The organism is Rhizobacter sp. AJA081-3, from assembly GCF_017795745.1.
Classification (GTDB): domain Bacteria; phylum Pseudomonadota; class Gammaproteobacteria; order Burkholderiales; family Burkholderiaceae_C; genus Piscinibacter.
Genome location: NZ_CP059067.1, coordinates 2,480,316 through 2,499,818 on the forward strand (window position 1 = coordinate 2,480,316; position 19,503 = coordinate 2,499,818).

The window sequence follows — 19,503 nt, forward strand, 5'->3', positions numbered from 1 at the left end:
TCACCCGCCGGCGGGCGGTTCGGCGGGCCCATGGTGCCAGTAGCGTCGGGCCAGATGCCGCTGGCAGCGGCCCGCTCCGGCCTCGTCGGAACGCCAGCGCCAGGCGCCGCAGCCCGGGCTATTGACCAAAGTCAGGCCTCGTTCGCGGTAACGCTCCACCACGTCCTCGGCCGGATGGCCGAATCGATTGCGGTAGCCTGATTGGACCACGGCCACCCGCGGCCGCACAGCCTCGAGGAAGACCGGCGTCGACGACGTGCGGCTGCCGTGGTGCGGCACCAGCAGCACCTCGCTGCGCAGCGCTTCGCCCAGGCGGCCGACCAGGGCCCACTCCTGCTCGCGCTCGATGTCTCCCGTCAGCAGCGCGCTCGCCTGCCCCGCCGCGCTGACGCGCAGCACGCACGACAGCGTGTTCGGACGCACCGCCGTGCCTGCAGCACCCGCAGCTGGGTGCAGCATCTCGAAACGCACGCCGTCCCACTCCCAGGACTGGCCGGCTGCGCAGGGCGTGTGCCGCACCGCCCTCGCCAGCAGCGGGTGGTCGGGCTCGAGCGAAGTCGACAGTTCGGCCACCGGGAGCGCCGAGAGCAGCGCGTTGGCGCCGCCGACATGGTCGATGTCGCGGTGGCTGAGCACCAGCCGGTCGATGCGCGACTCGCCGGTGGCACGCAGCAGCGGCAGCAGCACGCGCTGCCCGGCATCGCTGTCGCGCGAGTACTGCGGCCCGGCGTCGTAGACCAGCAGGTGGGCCTGCGTGCGCACCATCACCGCCGTGCCCTGCCCCACGTCCACCGCCATCAGCTCGTAGCGACCAGGCGGCGGGCGTTCGACCGGTGTGGCCAGGAATGGCAGCACCAGCGGCAGCGAAAGGGCGCGCAGCCGCCACGGCAGCGGCATGACGAGCAGTGCGCCGGCGAGCAATGCGGCGGCCTGCGCCCAGGCCGGCGCCACCGGCACGTGCCACACCACGGCCAAGGGCAGCGCGGCCAGCCAGGCCAGCCAGGCTGCAAACGGCTGCAGCAGCCACGCCGCCAGCGTCCACAGCGGCGGCAGCAGCGTGCCCAGGAGCGCCAGCGGTGTGACGACCAGCGTGATCAGCGGGATCGCGACGAGGTTGGCCACGAAGCCGACCAGCGAGATCTGCTGGAAGAAGAGCAAGGTCAGCGGCGCCAGGCCGAAGGTGGCGACGAGTTGCGTGCGCACGCCGCCGCGCACGGCCCGGATCAGGCGCTGCCACACCGACGCGCGGACCGCTGGATCGTCGCGCCGGTCGTCGTGCACCGGTTCGGAAGCCATGAGCAGGCCCACCGCCGCGAACGACAGCCAGAAGCCCGGCTGCAGCAGCGCCCAGGGGTCGATGGCCGCCACTACCACGGCGGCGAGCAGCAGCACCAGCGGCCAGGGCCAGCGCGCTCCGGCGCTGCGCAGCAGCACCACGGTGGCCAGCATCCACACCGTGCGCTGAGCCGGCACCGCCCAGCCGGAGAACACCGCGTAGAGCAAGGCCACCGCCAGGCCGCCCCAGCGCGCGGCCTGCGGCGCGGGCAGGCGCAGCATCGCGCGCGGCGAGCCTCGCCACAGCCGATCGATCAGCAGCGAGGCCAGCCAGGCGAACATGGTGATGTGCAGGCCGCTGATGGCCATCAGGTGCGACAGCCCGGTGCTGCGGAACAGCTCCCAGTCCTCGCGTTCGATCGCGCCCTGCTCGCCCACTGCCAGCGCCGCCAGCACGCCGGCCGCGCGGCGGTCGGTCACTCGCTCGAAGATCGCGTCGCGCACCCGCTGGCGCAGCCGCTCGACCGGGTAGGCGGCGGCATCGTCCAGCCGCTGCACCGGCGCATCGCGCACGTAGCCGGTGGCGCGCACGCCCTGCTCGAACAGCTGCAGTTCGTAGTCGAAGCCGTGCGGGTTCAGGTTGCCGTGCGGGCGGCGCAGGCGCACGTTGAGCGTCCAGCGCTGGCCGGCGCGCATCTCGCGCTGCGGCTGCGACAGCACGGCGTCCTCGTGGAAGCCGCTGTACCAGCCCAGCGAGAGCAGCCGCGGCACGGCTACCGGCTCGCCGGCCAGCAGGGCGCTCTCGACCTCGAAGCGAAAGCGCAACCCGTTCACCCCGGCCTGCGGCAGGCTGGCGACGATGCCGGTGAGCCGGATGTCGCGGCCTTCGAACGATGACGGCAGTTCGACGGCCAGCCGCTGCGCGGCGCGCCAACCGGTGCTGCCAAAGCCCAGCAACGCCAGGCCGACGAGACACAGCACGAACGCGCGCCGCCAACGCCAGCCGACTGCGATGCACAGCACACCGCCGCCGACCAGCGCGAGGTGAACGCCCTCGCCCGGCAGGCTGCGTTGCTGCAGCTGCCACAGCACGCCCGCCAGCGCCGCCGCCATCGCCGCCAGCCAGCGCATGGCGCTCGTCGGTCCTCCCATGGGCGCAGTGTAGGATTTGCGCCCTGTCTTCCGAGCACCGACCGCCATGTCCACCACTTCCGTCTACGACCGTCTCGCTTCGATGGGCATCACGCTGCCGCCAGTGGCCGTGCCGGCCGCCGCCTACGTGCCCTTCGTACGCACCGGCAACCTGGTCTTCATCTCCGGCCACATCGCCAAGCGCGACGGCAAGCCCTGGGTCGGCCAGCTCGGCCGCGACATGGACACCGCCACCGGCGCGCAGGCCGCACGCGCGATCGCCATCGACCTGCTCGGCACGCTGCACGCCGCGGTGGGCGACCTGAACCAGGTCGAGCGCATCGTCAAGGTGATGAGCCTGGTGAACAGCACCGGCAGCTTCACCGAGCAGCACCTGGTCACCAATGGCTGCTCCGAGCTGCTCGGCGCGGTGTTCGGCGACAAGGGCGCGCATGCGCGCAGCGCCTTTGGCGTGGCGCAGATCCCGCTGGGGGCCTGCGTCGAGATCGAGCTGATCGCCCAGGTGGCCTGAGGCTCGGACCGATGAGACTCACCCAACGAGGCGCCCTGCTGGCGCTGTCGCTGCTGTGCTTCGCGCTGGTCGGCGTGGCGCTGGTGTCGCAGCATGTGTTCGACATGCAGCCCTGCCCCTGGTGCATCCTGCAGCGCATCATCTTTCTGGTGATCGCGCTGCTGCTGCTGGCCGGGGCCTTCGTGCCTGGGCGCGCGGTGTTCGTCGTCGGCGCGGTCGCCTTCGCGCTGGCGGGCATCGTGACTGCGCTGTACCAGCACTTCGTTGCGGCCAAGTCCTCGTCCTGCAACCTCACGATGGCCGACAAGATCATCAGCGGGCTCGGCCTGGACAAGGCGCTGCCCGCGATGTTCGAGGTGAAGGCCAGTTGCGTCGACGCGGCCGTGGACATGCTGCACGTTCCCTACGAGTTCTGGAGCCTCGGCTTCTTCGTCATCGTGGCGGTGGCGGCCACCTACGCCTTGAGCCGCCGCTGACCCGCCGCTTGCAGCCTGCTCAGGCGGCGGGCACCACCCGCTGCGCCTTCATCCCCTCGACCGCCTTGCCCTTGCGCGCCCGCTTGCCGGCATAGGCGTTCAGCCCGGCACCCTTGAGCGTCTCGTCGCGCGGCTTGCCGCCGCGCAGCGCGATGCCCAGCACCTGCAGCGATTGCGTGAAGGCGGCGACGCTGACCAGCGCGTCCTTCGCGTCGAGGTCCATCAGCGTGAGGCCGCGGCCGCCGTTGGGCTGCAGCTTCAGCTCGTCGATGCCGAAGGTCAGCAGCCGGCCGGCCAGCGACAGGCAGGCCACCTGCGTGGCACCGTCGGCCGGCGTGGGCGGCAGCGGCTTCTCGTCGGCTTCGAAGCTGAGGAAGCTCTTGCCGCCCTTCTGGCGCGCCACCAGGTCGCCCAGGCGGGCCAGCAGGCCGAAGCCGCCGGTCCCGGCGAGCAGCAGCGTCTGCGTCGCAGGCCCGGCGAAGTAGTGCGACGGCTGCGTGCCGGTCTCCAGCTCGATCAGCGTGGTGATCGGCTGGCCATCGCCGCGCCCGCCGGGCAGGCCGGCCACCGCCGTCGAATAGACGCGGCCGTTGCTGCCGAACACGATCAGGCTGTCCACCGAGCGGCAGGGGAAGCAGCCGTACAGGCCGTCGCCTGCCTTGAAGGCCAGCGTGGCCGCGTCGATCTCGTGGCCCTTGAGCGCGCGCACCCAGCCCTTCAGGCTGACCACCACCGTCACCGGCTCGTCGATCACCTTCACCTCGGCGACCGCCTTGCGCTCTTCCTGGATCAGCGTGCGGCGCGCATCGCCGAACTGCTTGGCGTCGGCCTCGATCTCCTTGACCACCGTGCGCTTCAGGCTCGCCGGGCTGCCCAGGATGTCTTCCAGCTTGCCCTGCTCGGTGCGCAGTTCCTTGAGCTCCTGCTCGATCTTGATGGCCTCGAGCCGCGCCAGCTGGCGCAGGCGGATCTCGAGAATGTCCTCGGCCTGCCGGTCGCTGAGCCGGAAGCGCTCGATCAGCGCCGGCTTGGGCTCGTCGGCGTTGCGGATGATGCGGATCACCTCGTCGATGTTCAGCAGCACCTGCTGCCGGCCTTCGAGGATGTGCACGCGGTCGAGCACCTTGGCCAGGCGGTGCTGGGTGCGCCGCTGCACCGTGGCCTGGCGGAAGGCGAGCCACTCGACCAGCATCTGGCGCAGGCTCTTCTGCGTCGGCCGGCCGTCGGCGCCGATCATCGTCAGGTTGATCGACGACGAGCTCTCCAGGCTGGTGTGCGCCAGCAGCACGTTGATCAGTTCCTGCTGGTCGACCGTGCGTGTCTTCGGCTCGAACACCAGGCGCACCGCTGCGTCCTTGCTCGACTCGTCGCGAACGGCGTCGAGCACCGACAGCATCGTGGTCTTGAGCTGCGTCTGTTCGGTCGACAGCGTCTTCTTGCCGGCCTTGACCTTCGGATTGGTGAGCTCCTCGATCTCCTCGAGCACCTTCTGCGAGCTGGCCCCCGGCGGCAGTTCGTTGACGACCAGCTGCCACTGGCCGCGCGCCAGGTCCTCGATCTTCCAGCGCGCGCGCACCTTCAGGCTGCCGCGGCCGCCGGCGTAGGCGGCGCGGATGTCGTCGGCGCTGCTGATGATCTGGCCGCCGCCGGGGAAGTCCGGGCCGGGGATCAGCGCGGCGAGTTCGTCGTCGGAAAGCTTCTCGTTCTTCAGCAGCGCCACCGCGGCAGCCGCCACCTCGCGCAGGTTGTGGCTGGGCACCTCGGTGGCCAGGCCCACGGCGATGCCACTGGCGCCGTTGAGCAGCACGAAGGGCAGCCGCGCCGGCAGCAGCCGCGGCTCCTGCGTCGAGCCGTCGTAGTTGGGGATGAAATCGACCGTGCCCTCGTCGATCTCGTCGAGCAGCAGGCGCGAGATCGGCGCCAGGCGCGCTTCCGTGTAGCGCATCGCTGCGGCGCCGTCGCCGTCGCGCGAGCCGAAGTTGCCCTGGCCGTCGATCAGCGGGTAACGCTGGCTGAAATCCTGCGCCATGCGCACCAGCGCGTCGTAGGCAGCCTGGTCGCCGTGCGGGTGGAAGCGGCCGAGCACGTCGCCGACCACGCGCGCACTCTTCACCGCCTTCGGCCCGCTGGCCGTGGTGAAGGCCAGGCCCATGCGCTCCATCGCGTAGAGGATGCGGCGCTGCACCGGCTTCTGGCCGTCGCACACGTCGGGCAGCGCGCGGCCCTTGACCACGCTCAGGGCGTATTCCAGGTACGCCTGTTCGGCGTAGAGCGACAGCGCGATGGCATCGCCTTCGGCGGGAGGGGGAGGATCGAAGAGGTCGTTCATGCTCGGGAGGAAAAGTCCGGCCGCTCCAGGGCGCGGCGGGCGCCGGGCAGGACCGAAGGGCGGCATTCTCGCCCAAACGCGGGGTCGCCCCAGTCGGGAACCGCCTGGGCATTCGTTACCATGCGCGCCAAACCTCGCCGTACCCAGGGAGCCCCATGCAGTCGGACATCGAGATCGCGCAGAGTGCGCGCCTGAAGCCCATCCACGCCATCAGCGAGGCGCTGGGCATCCCCGAGGAATCGCTGGACCCGCGCGGGCGCCACATCGGCAAGGTGGCGCAGCCCTGGCTGGACACGCTGGCCGGCCGCCCCGACGGCAAGCTGGTGCTGGTGACGGCGATCTCGCCCACGCCGGCCGGCGAAGGCAAGACCACCACCACCGTGGGCCTGGGCGACGCGCTCAACCGCATCGGCAAGCGGGCCATCATCTGCCTGCGCGAGCCCTCGCTCGGCCCGGTGTTCGGCATGAAGGGCGGCGCGGCCGGCGGCGGCTTCGCGCAGGTGGTGCCGATGGAGCAGATCAACCTGCACTTCACCGGCGACTTCGCGGCCATCGCGCTCGCCCACAACCTGCTGTCGGCGCTGATCGACAACCACATCCACCACGGCAATGCGCTGGGCTTCGACCTGCGCCGCATCACCTGGAAGCGGGTGATGGACATGAACGACCGCGCACTGCGCGACAACGTCATCGGCCTGGGCGGCCCGGGCAACGGCATGCCGCGCGAGAGCGGCTTCGACATCGTCGTCGCCTCCGAGATCATGGCCATCCTCTGCCTGGCCACCAGCCTGGCCGACCTGAAGGAGCGGCTGGCGCGCATCGTCGTCGGCGAGGATTCCCAGCGCCGTCCGATCACCGCCGCACAACTCAAGGCGCACGGCTCGATGGCCGCGCTGCTGAAGGACGCGATCTCGCCGAACCTGGTGCAGACACTGGAGAACAACCCGGCCTTCGTGCACGGCGGGCCCTTCGCCAACATCGCGCATGGCTGCAACACCGCCATTGCCACGCGCGCCGCGCTGAAGCTGGGCGACTACGTGGTCACCGAGGCCGGCTTCGGCGCTGACCTGGGCGCCGAGAAGTTCATCGACATCAAGTGCCGCAAGACCGGGCTGCGCCCCTCGGCGGCAGTGCTGGTGGCGACGGCGCGTGCGCTCAAGTACCACGGCGGCATGGCGGTGGCCGACGTGTCCAAGGAGGACGTGGCTGCGCTCGAACGCGGCCTGCCCAACCTGGAGCGCCACCTGCGCAACGTGCAGGAGGTCTATGGCCTGCCCTGCGTGGTGGCGATCAACCACCGCTCGCACGACACGCCTGCCGAGATCGAGTTGCTGACGCGCCGCGTCGAGGCGCTGGGCGGCACCGCCGTGGTGGCCAAGCACTGGGCCGAGGGCGGCGCCGGCGCCGAGGAGCTCGCCCGGCGCGTCGTGCAGGCCTGCGAGAAGCCGAGCCAGTTCAAGTTCGTCTACGAGGAGTCGCTGCCGCTGTGGCAGAAGGTCGAGGCCATCGCCACCAAGGTCTACGGCGCCGCCGGCATCAGCGCTTCGGCCGCGGTGAAGGAGCGCATCGAAAAGCTGCAGGCCGACGGCTACGGACACTTCCCGGTGTGCATCGCCAAGACGCAGATGAGCTTCTCGACCAACGCCGCCCTGCGCGGCGCGCCCAGCGGCCACGTGCTCGACATCCGCGAGGTGCGCCTGGCGGCCGGCGCGGAGTTCGTGGTGATGGTCTGCGGCGACATCATGACCATGCCGGGCCTGCCGAAGGTGCCGGCGGCGGAGCTGATCGACATCGATGCCCAGGGGCAGATCAGCGGCTTGTCGTGATCAACGCGGGAAGCGCTCGCGCAGCTTGAGTTTCCAGAACTTGCCGGTCGAGGTGCGCGGCACGGCGTCGATGGTCTCGTAGCGCTCGGGCAGTTGCCACTTGGCGAAGCCGTGCTTGAGCAGGTGCGCCGACAGCGCGGCCGCGTCGGCCGCCTGCCCCGGCTTGAAGGCGACGCAGGCCAGCGGCCGCTCGCTCCACTTCTCGTCAGGGATCGCGATCACTGCCGCCTCGGCCACCGCCGGGTGCGCCATCAGTGCGTTCTCCAGATCCACCGAGCTGATCCATTCGCCGCCGGACTTGATCAGGTCCTTGGTGCGATCGGTGATGCGCACGAAGGCCAGTTCGTCCATCGTCGCCACGTCGCCGGTGCGCAGCCAGCCGTCCTTCGTGAACTTGTCTTCAGCGACGGGCACCTCGTGGTACGAGCCGGTGATGAAGGGGCCGCGCACCTGGATCTCGCCCATGGTCTTGCCGTCGTGCGGCGCATCGCTGCCATCCTCGGCGCGGATGCGCACGTCGACCAGCGGCACCGGCACGCCGGCCATCGCGGCACGGCGATAACGTTCGTCGGCCCCGACCGCACCGAGTTCGGCGCGCGGGTAGGACACGGTGGCCAGCGGCGAGGTCTCGGTCATGCCCCAGCCCTGCAGCAGCCACACGCCGTGCTTGTCGAAGGCGCGGATCAGCGATTCCGGCACCGCCGCGCCGCCCACCAGCGAGCGCATGCCCTGCGGCAGCTTCCAGCGGCCGGGCTGCTCGGCGAGGCCGCGCTCGAAGGCCTGGATGAGGCCGAGCCAGATCGTCGGCACGCCCAGCGAGATTGTCGGCGGTTCGAGCTGCATCAGGTCGAGCAGGTCGTCGGGGTGCAGGTGCGGCCCCGGGAAGACCAGCTTCACGCCCATCATCACGGCGGCATACGGGATTCCCCAGCTGTTGGCGTGGAACATCGGCGTCACCGGCATCAGCACGTCGGTGCCCTTCAGGCCCCAGAAGTCGGCCAGGCAACCGACCAGCGTGTGCAGGATCGTCGAGCGGTGCGAATAGGCCACGCCCTTGGGGCGGCCGGTCGTGCCGGAGGTGTAGCACATGGCCACCGGGTCGTTCTCGTCGTGCGGCGCGTACTGGAAGCCGTCAGCATCGGCCTGCGAGAGCAGGCGCTCGTAGTCGTCGAAGCCCTCGGGCACCGGCGCACCGGAGAACGGAAAGACGATGACGCGCTCGAACTTGTGCAGTTCGGCGAACTGCCGGTACAGCGGCAGCAGGATGTCGTCGACGATGAGGAAGCGGTCCTTCGCGTCGGCGGCGATCCAGCCGATCTCAGCCGGCGCCAGGCGCAGATTCAGCGTGTGCATCACGCCGCCCGCCGCCGGGATGCCGAAGTAGGCCTCCAGATGGGCATGGTGGTTCCAGCACAGCGTGGCCACGCGCTCGCCGGGCCGAAGGCCGAGGGCGGTGAGCGCGGCGGCGAGCGCCCGCGTGCGGCGGTGGTACTGCGCATAACTGTGTTGCCGCAGCGATTTGTCCGGCAGGCGCGAGACGATCGTGCCGCCGCCGAAGATGTGCCCGGCCCGGTCGAGCAGGTGATTCAGCGAGAGCGGCACGTCCATCATCGTCGAGCGCATGGTCTGTCTCCTGTCGTCGTTGTGGTCTTCGTCCTGAGGCGATCTCAGCGCGCCGGCTGCATCTGCATGCCGGTGGCGCGGCGCGACTGGCGGTCCTGCAACAGCGCCCAGTACAGCTCCAGTACCAGCTGCACATGGGCACGCGTCTCGTCGATCGGAGGCAGCTTGCCGCCATGGCGGCGCACCGCCGTCTCGCCGGCATTCCAGGCGGCCAGGGCCACCTCGATGTCGCCGTAGCGGCGCGTCAGATCGGCGAGCATGCGCGTGCCCGTGTGCACGTTGATGCGCGGGTCGAGCAGCCGCGTTGCCGCCGGCTGTTTCAGCTCGGCGGGCGTGGCATAGCGGTCGGCCGTGACGGGTGTGATCTGCATCAGCCCGACGGCGCCGCGCGGTGACACGGCCTTCGCGTTGAACCCGGATTCGACGGCGATCACCGCCTTGAGCAGTTCCTCGTCCACGCCGTGGGCCTCGGCGGCTTCGCGCAGCACGGGTCGCAGCGCCTTCACCTCCGGCGCGATCTCCAGCCACAGCAGCAGGCTGTCGGTGCGGTCGGTCTTGCCCGGTACCTGCTCGGCGCCGTTGCCGCCCGGCGCATCGCCGAGCACGCGGCGGTAGCGCGAGTCGAGCTGCGTCGGCGCCACGTGCGCCACGCCCGCGCCATCGACGAAGGCCCAGAGCTCCGCACGCGCCGCGCCGCCGAGGCTGGCGGCCAGTACCAGGCCCGCCAGCATCGCCTTCACGCGCCCCCCTGCCCCCGCGCTCGCACGAGCGCCGCATGCTCGGGCTCGAGCAGCGACATGACGATCAGCGAGTCGTAGCCCTCGCCGCTGCGCACACTGTCGCGCAGCCGGCCTTCCTCGACGAAGCCCTCGCTGCGGTACAGCGCCAGCGCGCGCTCGTTCTTCGATTTCACGTCGAGCCAGAAGCGGTGGGCGCCGAGGTCGCGGAAGGCCATCTGCGCCAGCAGGCGGACGCAGGCGCGGCCGAGGCCGTGGCCCTGGTCCTCCGGCAGCAGCACGATGCGCTTGAGCTCCACCGAGTGGTGCGGGTTGCGGCAGCCCTGCAGGATGATGAAGCCGGCGCGCTCGTAGTCGGGGTCGGTCTCGACGATGAAGTGGCGGAAGTCGGGGAAGCGCACCGCGCCTTCGTGCTGCGTGCGCTCCCAGGGCGTGATGAACGGCCGGTTCGACGTGTCCTGCTCGACCGAGATGACGAAGTCCAGGTCCGACAGCATCGTCGGTCGAAGCCTGAGGTTCACTCGGGCGCCTTCACACGTCGACCTCGACGTCGTCGCCGCGCAGTTCCATCAGCTCGCGGCGCGCCTGCGCCTCGCCCTTGCCCATCAGCTTGGTCAGCGCTTCGACGGTGGCGGCGAAGCCATGCGCGCCAAAGCTCACCTGCAGCAGGCGGCGCGTGTCGGGGTTCAGCGTGGTGTCCCACAGCTGCTCGGCGTTCATCTCGCCCAGGCCCTTGAAGCGGCTGATGCTCCAGGAATTCTCGCGCGCGCCTTCCTTGCGCAGCTTGTCGAGCGCCGCGGTGAGCTCGCCCTCGTCGAGCGCGTAGATCTTCGCCGCCGGCTTCTTGCCGCGCGCCAGCGCGTCGACGCGGAACAGCGGCGGCTTCGCCACATGGATGTGGCCGTGCTCGATCAGCTTCGGGAAGTGGCGGAAGAACAGCGTGAGCAACAACACCTGGATGTGCGAGCCGTCGACGTCGGCGTCGCTGAGGATGCAGATCTTGCCGTAGCGCAGCCCGCTGAGGTCGGGCGTGTCTTCGGGGCCGTGCGGGTCGACGCCGATGGCCACGGCGATGTCGTGGATCTCGTTGTTGGCGAACAGGCGGTCGCGCTCGACCTCCCAGGCGTTGAGCACCTTGCCGCGCAGCGGCAGGATCGCCTGCGTCTCCTTGTTGCGGCCCATCTTCGCGCTGCCGCCGGCCGAGTCGCCCTCGACGAGGAAGAGTTCGTTGAGGTTCAGGTCGCGGCTCTCGCAATCGGTGAGCTTGCCGGGCAGCACGGCCACGCCGGAGCCCTTGCGCTTCTCGACTTTCTGGCTGGCGCGTTGGCGCGTCTGCGCCTGGCGGATCACCAGCTCGGCGAGCTTCTTGCCGAGATCCACATGCTGGTTCAGCCACAGCTCCAGCGCCGGCTTCACGTAGGTCGAGACCAGCCGCAGCGCGTCGCGCGAGTTCAGCCGCTCCTTGATCTGGCCCTGGAACTGCGGATCCAGCACCTTGGCCGAGAGCACGAAGCTGGCGCGCGAAAACACGTCCTCGGGCATCAGCTTCACGCCCTTGGGCAGCAGCGAGTGCAGGTCGATGAAGCCCTTGATCGCGCCGAACAGGCCGTCCTTCAGGCCCGACTCGTGCGTGCCGCCGGCCGAGGTCGGGATCAGGTTGACGTAGCTCTCGCGCATGACGTTGCCGTCTTCGGTGAAGGCCACGCACCAGGCTGCGCCCTCGCCCTCGGCGAAGTTCTCGGTCTCGCCTCCGTCGGCATAGTGCTCGCCCTCGAACAGCGGGATCACCGGGTCGGCGGTCAGCGTCTGCATCAGGTAGTCGCGCAGGCCGCCCTTGTAGAGCCACTGCAGCCGCTCTTGTTCACTTCGGCCGGACTTCTCGATAGAGAGCGACACCGTCACGCCGGGCATCAGCACCGCCTTGCTGCGCAGCAGGTGCATCAGCTCGTTCTTCGGCAGCTCGGCACTCTCGAAGTACTTCGCATCGGGCCAGGCGCGCACGCTGGTGCCGGACTTGCGGTCACCCGCGGCCGCCCTGCGCGTCTTCAGCGGCTCGATCACGTCGCCGCCGGAGAACACGATCGTGGCGACCTGGCCCTCGCGGTAGACCGTGACCTCGAGCCGCTTCGACAGCGCGTTGGTCACGCTCACGCCCACGCCGTGCAGGCCGCCCGAGAAGCTGTAGGCGCCGCCGCTGCCCTTGTCGAACTTGCCGCCGGCGTGCAGACGCGTGTAGACGATCTCGACCACCGGCACCTGCTCTTCCGGATGCAATCCGATGGGGATGCCGCGGCCGTCGTCCTCGACGCTCACCGAGCCGTCGGCGTGCAGGATCACGTCGATGCGCTTGCCGTGGCCGGCGAGCGCCTCGTCGGCCGCGTTGTCGATCACTTCCTGGACGATGTGCAGCGGGTTGTCGGTGCGCGTGTACATGCCCGGCCGCTGCTTGACGGGCTCGAGGCCCTTGAGCACGCGGATCGACGCTTCGCCGTACTCGCCCGGAGTCTTGCCTTTGGTTGCCATGGCGGCGGATTCTAGGCGCCGCCTGCAGGCCCCCGGCGCTTCCGCTAGAGTGCCCGGATGTCCTCGCCTGCCGCACCTGCCCGCCTTTCCATGACCCAGGTGCTGCTGTGCGGCGCCGCCATCGTCACGCTGTCGATGGGCATCCGCCACGGCTTCGGTCTGTGGCTGCAGCCGATCACGATGGAACGCGGCTGGACTCGCGAGACCTTCGCCTTTGCGCTGGCGGTGCAGAACCTCGCCTGGGGTCTGGCTGGGCCACTCGCCGGCGGCCTGGCGGATCGATTCGGCGCCTTCCGCGTGTTGATCGTCGGCAGCCTGCTCTATGCGCTGGGCCTCGTGTTGATGGCAGTGTCGACCTCGGGTCTGGCCTTCACCGGCAGCGCCGGCCTGCTGCTGGGCATGGCGCAATCAGGCACCACCTACGCGATCGTCTACGGCGTGATCGGCCGCAATGTCGACGCCTCGAAGCGCAGCTGGGCGATGGGCGTGGCCGCCGCCGCCGGCTCCTTCGGCCAGTTCCTGATGGTGCCGGTGGAGAACTGGCTGATCGGCAGCTTCGGCTGGCAATCGGCGCTGTTCATGCTCGGCTGCCTGGCGCTGGCGATCATGCCGCTGGCCTTCGGCCTTCGCGAGCCCGAGCGTGCGGCGGCCACTGGCCACCAGCAGAGCGTCGGCGCGGCGCTGCGCGAAGCCTTCGGCTACCCGAGTTTCCGGCTGCTGATGGCGGGCTATTTCGTGTGCGGCTTCCAGGTCGTGTTCATCGGCGTGCACATGCCGAGCTACCTGAAAGACAAGGGACTCACGCCCGACGTGGCCACCACCGCGCTGGCGCTGATCGGCCTGTTCAACGTCGTGGGCACCTATGCCGCGGGCTCGCTGGGCCAGCGCATGCCCAAGAAGTACATCCTGTCGGCCATCTACGCGCTGCGCTCGGTGGCCATCGTGGTCTTCCTCAGCGTGCCGCTGACGCCCTGGAGCGTCTACGTCTTCGCGTCGGTGATGGGCGTGCTGTGGCTGTCCACCGTGCCGCCCACCAACGCGGTGGTGGCGCAGATCTTCGGCGTTCAGTACCTGTCGATGCTCGGCGGCTTCGTGTTCCTGAGCCACCAGATCGGCAGCTTCCTCGGCGTGTGGCTGGGCGGCAAGCTCTACGACAGCACCGGCAGCTACGACGTGGTCTGGTGGATCGCGGTGGCGCTGGGCGTGTTCGCCGCGCTGATCAATCTGCCGGTGAAGGAGCGCGCCATCGAGCGGCCGCTCGTGCCGGCCGCCGCATGAAGCTGCGGCCGGCCCTGGCCTATGCCGCTGCGGGCGCGGCGCTGCTGCTGGTGTTCGCCGCCTACCTGCGGCCGGACCTGGTGATGACGCTGGCCAACCAGCTGTGGGCCTGCTTCTGATGACGCCGCACCCCGCCCATGCCGGCACGGCCGTCTCGCCCTGGGTGCAGCGCTGGTCGGCGCTGGTCCCGGCCGGCGCCAGCGTGCTCGACGTGGCCTGCGGCTCGGGCCGGCACCTGCGCTGGTTCGCGCAGCGCGGCAACCGCGTCACCGGCGTGGATCGCGACGCCGTCGCGATCGCATCGCTGCAGGGTTTGGGCGAACTGCTCGTCGCCGACATCGAGAACGGCCCCTGGCCCTGGCCGGGCCGGCAGTTCGATGCGGTGGTGGTGACGAACTACCTGTGGCGTGCGCTGCTGCCCACCCTGGTGGCCAGCGTCGCGCCCGGCGGCGTGCTGATCTACGAAACCTTCGCGCTGGGCAACGAGACCGTGGGCAAGCCCTCGAACCCGGCTTTCCTGCTGCGCCCCGGCGAGCTGCTGCAGGCGGCGCAGGGGCTGCGCGTGCTCGGCTACGAGGATGGTTTCCTCGCCGCGCCCGAGCGTTTCGTGCAGCGACTGTGCGCCATCAACGAGGCGCCGACATCCGCCGTTGCGGCCCGCTACCCGCTGTAAGCAGGGGCCGCCCGCCCCGCCCGGCTAAAATCGCGCGATTCGAAGGATCGTCCCATGAAACCCATTGTTGGCAGCATCGTCGCGCTCGTGACGCCGATGCACGATGACGGCAGCGTCGACTACCCCGCGCTGCGCCGGCTGATCGACTGGCACATCGCCGAAGGCACCGATTGCGTCGGCGTGGTCGGCACGACCGGCGAGTCGCCCACGGTCTCGGTCGACGAGCACTGCGAGATCATCCGCGTGTCGGTCGAGCACGCCAAGGGCCGCGTGCCGATCATGGCCGGCACCGGCGGCAATTCCACGCGCGAGGCGATCGAGCTGTCGCGCTTCGCCAAGAAGGTCGGCGCCGACTGCACGCTGTCGGTCGTGCCCTACTACAACAAGCCTTCGCAGGAAGGCATCTACCAGCACTTCAAGGCGATCGCCGAAGCGGCCGACATCCCGATGGTGCTTTACAACGTACCGGGCCGCACCGTCGCAGACATGCAGCACGACACCGTGCTGCGCCTGGCGCAGGTGCCCGGCGTGATCGGCATCAAGGAAGCCACCGGCAACATCGAGCGCGCGCAGTGGCTGATCAGGCAGGCGCCCAAGGGCTTCTCGATCTACTCCGGTGATGACGGTACCGCCGTGGCGCTGATGCTGCTCGGCGGCCACGGCAACGTGAGCGTCACCGCCAACGTGGCGCCCAAGGCGATGCACGAGCTGTGCATGGCCGCCATGGCCGGCCAGACGCGCGATGCCGCCGCGATCCAGATGCGCTTGCTGCCGCTGCACAAGAGCCTGTTCTGCGAGTCCAGCCCGGCGCCCACCAAATGGGCCATGCAGCGCCTGGGCCTGATCGGCGGCGGTCTGCGCCTGCCGATCACGCCGCTGACCGCGGCGGGCCAGACGCAGGTCGAACAGGCCCTGCGCGACGCCGGCCTGCTGTGACACCGGCTGCCTCTTGCTTCCCTTGAACACCGGCGCCGCGCAGGCATCCTGCCCTGCCACGGCCACCCTCGGAGACGTCCCCGTGACCCTGCCTTCTGTCCACCTTCCGCTGCGCGGCCTCGCCCTGTCCCTGGCCCTCGCGCTCGGCGGCTGCTCGTCGATCGAGAACCTGGTCGCCGGCGACAAGATCGACTACCGCAGTTCCGGCACCAAGACGCCGGGGCTCGAAGTGCCGCCCGACCTGACCCAGCTCGCGCGCGACTCGCGCTACCTGCCCACCGGAGGCGCCATCAGCGCGGCGACCTTCCAGTCCGGCGCCTCGTCGCCCGCCGCCGTGCAGACCGCCGCCACAGTGGCTCCGACACAGATCGGCGAGGTACGCATCGAGCGCCAGGGCAACCAGCGCTGGCTGGTGACACCGCTGACGCCCGAGCAACTCTGGCCGCGCCTGCAGGCCTTCTGGAAGGACAGCGGCTTCACGCTCGTGATCGACCAGGCGGCCACCGGCGTGATGGAGACCGAGTGGAACGAGAACCGCGCCAAGCTGCCGCAGGACATCGTTCGCAACACGCTGGGCAAGGTGATCGATTCCTTCTACTCGACCGGCGAGCGCGACAAGTTCCGCACCCGTGTCGAGCGCACGACCAACGGCACCGAGGTCTACATCAGCCATCGCGGCGTGGAAGAGGTCTACGTCAACACGCAGAAGGACTCCACCGTCTGGCAGCCGCGGCCGGCCGATCCGCAGCTCGAGGCCACCTTCCTCGCGCGCCTGATGGCCCGCCTGGGCGTCGCCGAAGAGGCCGCCAAGGCGACTGTCGCCTCGGCGCCGGTCCCGAACGCGCGCGCCCGCGTGCTCGCCAACCAGCCGGGCGCCACGCTGCAGGTCGACGACAGCTTCGACCGCGCCTGGCGCCGTGTCGGCCTGGCGCTGGACCGCAGCGGCTTCACCGTGGAGGACCGCGATCGCACGCAGGGCCTGTACTTCGTGCGCTACGTCGATCCGAAGGAAGTGGGCAAGGCCGAACCGGGCTTCTTCGCCAAGCTGTTCGGCGGCAAGGACGACGCGGTCGGCCCGGTGCGCTATCGCATCCAGGTCAAGGCCGAGGGCGAGCGAGCCAACGTCGCGGTACAGAACGCGCAGGGCGCGCCGGAACCGGGCGAGGCCGGCCAGCGCATCGTCAAGCTGCTGCTCGACGAGCTGAAGTAGGCACGGCGCTGCCGATGCGCTTCTGCAGCCTCGGCAGCGGCAGCGGCGGCAACGCCACCGTCGTCGAAGCGCGCGACGGCAGCGGCGTCAGCCGCGTCGCCATCGATTGCGGTTTCTCGCTGCGCGAGTTCGAGTTGAGGCTGGCGCGCGCCGGCCTGCGCTGCGACGAGCTCGACGCGATCTTCATCACCCACGAACACGGCGACCACATCGGCTGCGCCGTCACGCTGGCACGGCGCCATGGCATTGCGCTGTGGATGAGCCGCGGCACATGGCGAGCCATCGGCGCCCCCGAAGCAGACGGCTTGCTGCACTTCGCACGCGATGGCGAGGCCATTGCGGTGGGCCGGCTGGAGCTCACGCCGTACACCGTGCCGCACGACGCGATGGAACCGCTGCAGTTGCGCTGTGGTGACGGTGCCGCGCACCTGGGCGTGCTCACCGATGCCGGCTCGATCACGCCGCACCTGCTTGCGCACCTGCAGGGTTGCCAGGCGCTGCTGCTGGAGTGCAACCATGACACGCAGATGCTCGCGCAGTCACGCTACCCGGCCTCGCTCAAGGCACGCATCGGCGGCCGGTTGGGCCACTTGTCCAACGACACCGCGGCGCAGATCCTCGCGCAATCGGCCCACGGCGGGCTCCAGCATCTCGTGGCCGCGCACCTGAGCGAGCAGAACAACAGCCCCGAGCAGGCCCGCGCGGCGCTCGCCCCGGCCTGTGGCGCCGCGCCCGACGAGATCGTCGTGGCGGATCCGGCGGCGGGCTTCGGGTGGCTGAGCATTCGCTGAGCGCGAATCCCACCCACCAATGCAGAAGGCCGCCTTGCGGCGGCCTTCCGGAAGCAACTCGGTACGAAACCGATTACTTCTTGACAGCGTCGGCAGCCTTGTTGGCGGCGTCCTTGACGGCGTCGGCAGCCTTGCCGGCAGCGGCGGAGGCAGCGTCGGTCACCGCAGCAGCGGCTTGCGAAGCGGCACCAGCGACGGCGGCGTTGGCACCGGCGGCGCCCGAAGCGGCAGCGTCAACCACGGCCGAAGCGGCAGCGGCGACCGGAGCGGTCACTGCGGCAGCGGGGGCGGCGGCGGGAGCAGCGGCTTCTTCCTTCTTGCCGCAAGCGGCGAGGGCGAAAGCGGCAACCAGGGAAGCCAGCAGAACGGTCTTCTTCATACTTGTATCCTCAAATCAAAGAGTCGAACAATTACCAGTAATTGTGGGATCCCTCCGATCGACAGAGGCCCATCCAGCATGGCCCGGGAGACTCGAGCCTCCCCTTATGACCAAGCCCATCATTATAGCCAGCATTAGGGAAGTCCCTAGAGGCCCAAGGTAGTCGCTGGAAACGCCTCCTCCGAACGTTGCAAAACCGCATCAATCGCTTCGCGCCACTGCACCGCGTCGGCGATCTCGCGAGATGCGATGCCACGGTAGTGCACCCGGTCGAACAAGCGCACCGAAAGAAGGCCTGGCGCCAGCAGGATGGTGGGCATCTGCCCCGCTTCGAGGTCGTTGTTGGTGCGGCAATGCACCACATGGGCGAACTGGCGTCGCCAGACCACCCAGCGCGCGTGGCGCCGCGCGATCTCGTCGAAGTTCCGTGCGACCACGGTAAAGCTGCGATGGGCCTGGACCCAATGCGTCAGGTCATCGATCACTTCGCGCTCGCTGATCGGCCAATCGGCGAAGTCATCGTCGATCAGCAGGATCTCGCGGCAACCCACCAGCGCCGCCTCGGCGAAGGCGCCGCGCACGGCATCATGGAAGTTGCCGCGCGACTCGATCGGCGCGCGGGTCGGTTCGTCCTGGTTCATCGCGATCCTCCTTCGTCGTCGGCGTGCAACCAGCCGGCCCGGGCCCACTGGTCGAGAAGCTCACGGGCATCGTCGCTCAGCGAGTCCAGGCGACCGGCATCGAGCGTACGGCGGTCGGCCAGGCGCCGCATCAGTGTCGCATCGCGCCCGCCGGCCCGGAATGCCTCGCCGTTGATGAAGACATGCCGCCTGTCGTAGATCATGCGGGTGCGGCGATCGAGCCGCACCGCGCAGCCGCTCGGTAGCGGCGCGCCCGCGTCGAACCACACGCCCGGTTTGGGCTCGCTGAGCACTTCACCGAGTGCGAGATCGAAACCACCCTGCTGCTCCAGCCAGGCGCGCATGGCGTCCAGGCCGAAGGCATGCAATGCCTCCGGGATGCGCCCGGGCGCGGTGGTCGCCGCCTGCGCCGGATCGCGGTAGATCGCATCACCGGCTTCATCTTCATCGCTGTCGAGCGCGCGCTGCAGCAGTTCGCGGCCGAGTTCGCGCGCGCCGGCCGAGCGGAAGCCGATCGAGCAGGTCATGCACTCGCCTTCGGCGATGCCGTCGTGAGCCCAGCGCGGCGGCAGGTAGAGCATGTCTCCGGGCTCCAGCAGCCACTCCTGCTCGGCGACGAAGTTGGTGAGGATCTTCAGCGGCACGTCGGGCTGCAGTTCGGGCCGGGGCAGCCGCCCGATGCGCCAGCGGCGCCTGCCGTGGATCTGCAGCAGGAACACGTCGTAGGAATCGAAGTGCGGGCCGACGCCGCCGCCGTCGGTGGCATACGAGACCATCACGTCGTCCAGCCGCGCATCGGGCACGAAGCGAAAGCGCTCGATCATGTCCCGGGCGCGGTCCAGGTGCAGGTCCATGCCCTGCACGAGCAGGCTCCACTGCGGCTGCGCCAGCGGCGGCAAAGCGCGTCGCGCGAAAGGCCCGTGGCGCAGCGACCAGTCCTTGCCGTGTCGCACGATGAGGCGAGATTCCACGCCCTCGCCCGCGGCCAGCGCGAACAGCTCGGCGCGGCCGACGAAGGGCTGCGCCATCGGCACGGCCTGCCGCACCAGCAGCGGCTTCTTCTGCCAGTGGCGGCGCATGAAGGTGGCGGGCGTCAGGCCGCCCAGGAGGGGTGTCGCGGCGTCGATGTCGATCGGGTTCATG

General features: G+C 69.9%; 18 protein-coding genes. 9 read left to right on the forward strand and 9 right to left on the reverse strand.

Going from position 1 to position 19,503, the window contains the following annotated elements; genetic code table 11:
* Positions 1–2,427, reverse strand: coding sequence for a DNA internalization-related competence protein ComEC/Rec2 (locus HZ992_RS11845; protein WP_245213440.1), 2,427 nt, complete (start codon positions 2,425–2,427; stop codon positions 1–3).
* Between the two features lie 46 nt (positions 2,428–2,473).
* On the opposite strand from HZ992_RS11845, the gene HZ992_RS11850 reads away from it, so the two are divergent.
* Together HZ992_RS11850 and HZ992_RS11855 are read left to right on the forward strand one after the other, a co-directional pair.
* On the forward strand, positions 2,474–2,938 hold the full coding sequence (locus HZ992_RS11850; RefSeq protein ID WP_209386831.1) for a RidA family protein: 465 nt from the start codon (positions 2,474–2,476) through the stop codon (positions 2,936–2,938).
* 11 nt (positions 2,939–2,949) lie between these two features.
* Positions 2,950–3,414, forward strand: a complete 465-nt coding sequence (locus HZ992_RS11855; protein ID WP_209386832.1) for a disulfide bond formation protein B — start codon at positions 2,950–2,952, stop codon at positions 3,412–3,414.
* Positions 3,415–3,433: 19 nt separating this feature from the next.
* Here HZ992_RS11855 and parC read toward each other — a convergent pair whose 3' ends face one another.
* A complete protein-coding gene (gene parC, locus HZ992_RS11860) occupies positions 3,434–5,743 on the reverse strand; it encodes a DNA topoisomerase IV subunit A (protein ID WP_209386833.1) in 2,310 nt (769 codons plus the stop codon).
* Positions 5,744–5,898: 155 nt separating this feature from the next.
* Between parC and HZ992_RS11865 the strand changes: the two genes are divergently transcribed.
* Positions 5,899–7,569 carry a formate--tetrahydrofolate ligase gene (locus HZ992_RS11865; RefSeq protein WP_209386834.1) on the forward strand — a complete coding sequence of 557 codons (1,671 nt, stop codon included), beginning with the start codon at positions 5,899–5,901 and terminating at the stop codon, positions 7,567–7,569.
* Here HZ992_RS11865 and HZ992_RS11870 read toward each other — a convergent pair whose 3' ends face one another.
* Genes HZ992_RS11870 through HZ992_RS11885 form a run of 4 tightly spaced genes read right to left on the reverse strand, consistent with a single transcriptional unit; the run spans position 7,570 to position 12,452 of the window.
* Positions 7,570–9,192 (reverse strand): long-chain-fatty-acid--CoA ligase, encoded by a 1,623-nt coding sequence (locus HZ992_RS11870; RefSeq protein ID WP_209386835.1) that lies wholly within the window; start codon positions 9,190–9,192, stop codon positions 7,570–7,572.
* Positions 9,193–9,236: 44 nt separating this feature from the next.
* On the reverse strand, positions 9,237–9,923 hold the full coding sequence (locus HZ992_RS11875; protein WP_209387146.1) for a lytic transglycosylase domain-containing protein: 687 nt from the start codon (positions 9,921–9,923) through the stop codon (positions 9,237–9,239).
* A 5-nt stretch (positions 9,924–9,928) separates the two neighbouring features.
* The gene (locus tag HZ992_RS11880) at positions 9,929–10,426 is read right to left on the reverse strand and encodes a GNAT family N-acetyltransferase (protein WP_209386836.1); all 498 of its coding nucleotides are present in this window, start codon (positions 10,424–10,426) and stop codon (positions 9,929–9,931) included.
* 34 nt (positions 10,427–10,460) lie between these two features.
* Positions 10,461–12,452 carry a DNA topoisomerase IV subunit B gene (locus HZ992_RS11885; protein WP_209386837.1) on the reverse strand — a complete coding sequence of 664 codons (1,992 nt, stop codon included), beginning with the start codon at positions 12,450–12,452 and terminating at the stop codon, positions 10,461–10,463.
* Between the two features lie 57 nt (positions 12,453–12,509).
* Here HZ992_RS11885 and HZ992_RS11890 point away from each other — a divergent pair, with 57 nt between their 5' ends.
* The 6 genes from HZ992_RS11890 (at position 12,510) to HZ992_RS11910 (ending at position 17,340) form a co-directional block, all read left to right on the forward strand.
* Positions 12,510–13,730 (forward strand): MFS transporter, encoded by a 1,221-nt coding sequence (locus HZ992_RS11890; protein ID WP_209386838.1) that lies wholly within the window; start codon positions 12,510–12,512, stop codon positions 13,728–13,730.
* On the forward strand, positions 13,727–13,849 hold the full coding sequence (locus HZ992_RS25975; protein WP_256440737.1) for a hypothetical protein: 123 nt from the start codon (positions 13,727–13,729) through the stop codon (positions 13,847–13,849). The genes HZ992_RS11890 and HZ992_RS25975 overlap by 4 nt, the downstream gene beginning before the upstream one ends.
* Positions 13,849–14,403, forward strand: a complete 555-nt coding sequence (locus HZ992_RS11895; protein ID WP_209386839.1) for a class I SAM-dependent methyltransferase — start codon at positions 13,849–13,851, stop codon at positions 14,401–14,403. The genes HZ992_RS25975 and HZ992_RS11895 overlap by 1 nt, the downstream gene beginning before the upstream one ends.
* Before the next feature lie 54 nt (positions 14,404–14,457).
* Positions 14,458–15,339 carry a 4-hydroxy-tetrahydrodipicolinate synthase gene (dapA, locus tag HZ992_RS11900; protein ID WP_209386840.1) on the forward strand — a complete coding sequence of 294 codons (882 nt, stop codon included), beginning with the start codon at positions 14,458–14,460 and terminating at the stop codon, positions 15,337–15,339.
* Positions 15,340–15,427: 88 nt separating this feature from the next.
* Positions 15,428–16,549 carry an NlpB/DapX family lipoprotein gene (gene bamC, locus HZ992_RS11905; protein WP_245213489.1) on the forward strand — a complete coding sequence of 374 codons (1,122 nt, stop codon included), beginning with the start codon at positions 15,428–15,430 and terminating at the stop codon, positions 16,547–16,549.
* 14 nt (positions 16,550–16,563) lie between these two features.
* Entirely contained in the window at positions 16,564–17,340 is a 777-nt protein-coding gene (locus HZ992_RS11910) for an MBL fold metallo-hydrolase (protein WP_209386841.1), read from the forward strand.
* 73 nt (positions 17,341–17,413) lie between these two features.
* Here HZ992_RS11910 and HZ992_RS11915 read toward each other — a convergent pair whose 3' ends face one another.
* The 3 genes from HZ992_RS11915 to HZ992_RS11925 form a co-directional block, all read right to left on the reverse strand.
* Positions 17,414–17,719, reverse strand: a complete 306-nt coding sequence (locus HZ992_RS11915; protein WP_209386842.1) for a hypothetical protein — start codon at positions 17,717–17,719, stop codon at positions 17,414–17,416.
* A 146-nt stretch (positions 17,720–17,865) separates the two neighbouring features.
* The gene (locus HZ992_RS11920) at positions 17,866–18,360 is read right to left on the reverse strand and encodes a hypothetical protein (RefSeq protein ID WP_209386843.1); all 495 of its coding nucleotides are present in this window, start codon (positions 18,358–18,360) and stop codon (positions 17,866–17,868) included.
* Positions 18,357–19,493, reverse strand: a complete 1,137-nt coding sequence (locus HZ992_RS11925; RefSeq protein ID WP_371816825.1) for a JmjC domain-containing protein — start codon at positions 19,491–19,493, stop codon at positions 18,357–18,359. Before HZ992_RS11925 ends, HZ992_RS11920 begins: the two co-directional genes overlap by 4 nt.
* Positions 19,494–19,503 lie beyond the last annotated feature (10 nt).

Excerpts from the sequence above, each read along its gene's own strand:
- dapA (WP_209386840.1), top strand. The coding sequence starts at position 14,458 with ATGAAACCCATTGTTGGCAGCATCGTCGCGCTCGTGACGCCGATGCAC.
- HZ992_RS11855 (WP_209386832.1), top strand. The coding sequence starts at position 2,950 with ATGAGACTCACCCAACGAGGCGCCCTGCTGGCGCTGTCGCTGCTGTGC.
- HZ992_RS11870 (WP_209386835.1), bottom strand. The coding sequence starts at position 9,192 with ATGCGCTCGACGATGATGGACGTGCCGCTCTCGCTGAATCACCTGCTC.
- HZ992_RS25975 (WP_256440737.1), top strand. The coding sequence starts at position 13,727 with ATGAAGCTGCGGCCGGCCCTGGCCTATGCCGCTGCGGGCGCGGCGCTG.
- HZ992_RS11845 (WP_245213440.1), bottom strand. The coding sequence starts at position 2,427 with ATGGGAGGACCGACGAGCGCCATGCGCTGGCTGGCGGCGATGGCGGCG.
- HZ992_RS11890 (WP_209386838.1), top strand. The coding sequence starts at position 12,510 with ATGTCCTCGCCTGCCGCACCTGCCCGCCTTTCCATGACCCAGGTGCTG.
- HZ992_RS11865 (WP_209386834.1), top strand. The coding sequence starts at position 5,899 with ATGCAGTCGGACATCGAGATCGCGCAGAGTGCGCGCCTGAAGCCCATC.
- HZ992_RS11895 (WP_209386839.1), top strand. The coding sequence starts at position 13,849 with ATGACGCCGCACCCCGCCCATGCCGGCACGGCCGTCTCGCCCTGGGTG.
- HZ992_RS11915 (WP_209386842.1), bottom strand. The coding sequence starts at position 17,719 with ATGAAGAAGACCGTTCTGCTGGCTTCCCTGGTTGCCGCTTTCGCCCTC.
- HZ992_RS11880 (WP_209386836.1), bottom strand. The coding sequence starts at position 10,426 with ATGCTGTCGGACCTGGACTTCGTCATCTCGGTCGAGCAGGACACGTCG.
- parC (WP_209386833.1), bottom strand. The coding sequence starts at position 5,743 with ATGAACGACCTCTTCGATCCTCCCCCTCCCGCCGAAGGCGATGCCATC.
- HZ992_RS11920 (WP_209386843.1), bottom strand. The coding sequence starts at position 18,360 with ATGAACCAGGACGAACCGACCCGCGCGCCGATCGAGTCGCGCGGCAAC.
- HZ992_RS11875 (WP_209387146.1), bottom strand. The coding sequence starts at position 9,923 with ATGCTGGCGGGCCTGGTACTGGCCGCCAGCCTCGGCGGCGCGGCGCGT.
- HZ992_RS11885 (WP_209386837.1), bottom strand. The coding sequence starts at position 12,452 with ATGGCAACCAAAGGCAAGACTCCGGGCGAGTACGGCGAAGCGTCGATC.
- HZ992_RS11910 (WP_209386841.1), top strand. The coding sequence starts at position 16,564 with ATGCGCTTCTGCAGCCTCGGCAGCGGCAGCGGCGGCAACGCCACCGTC.
- HZ992_RS11850 (WP_209386831.1), top strand. The coding sequence starts at position 2,474 with ATGTCCACCACTTCCGTCTACGACCGTCTCGCTTCGATGGGCATCACG.